Raw genomic sequence first — 225 nt, 5'->3', positions numbered from 1 at the left:
GGTGCGCGTGGGAGGAGTCGAACCTCCGACCGCCTGGTTCGTAGCCAGGTACTCTATCCAGCTGAGCTACACGCGCAAAATCAGTACAAGATGCCATTCATAAATATTGCTATAGTCAGCACTTTAACAATACTCACTCTACTTAATGAATGGCGGAGAGGGAGGGATTCGAACCCTCGATGGGATTTAAAGCCCATACTCCCTTAGCAGGGGAGCGCCTTCGGC

Annotated in this window: 1 tRNA gene; it reads right to left on the bottom strand. The window is 51.6% G+C overall.

The features are described from left to right. Positions 1 to 2: 2 nt before the first annotated feature. A tRNA-Arg gene (locus AAEZ02_RS23685) sits at positions 3 to 76 on the bottom strand. Between the last annotated feature and the right edge of the window lie 149 nt (positions 77 to 225).

Origin of the sequence: Shewanella sp. T24-MNA-CIBAN-0130 (assembly GCF_040310185.1) — a bacterium.
Lineage (GTDB): Bacteria > Pseudomonadota > Gammaproteobacteria > Enterobacterales > Shewanellaceae > Shewanella > Shewanella psychromarinicola.
The sequence above is the reverse complement of the archived record's forward strand: the minus strand, read 5'-3'. Positions and strand labels throughout refer to the sequence as shown.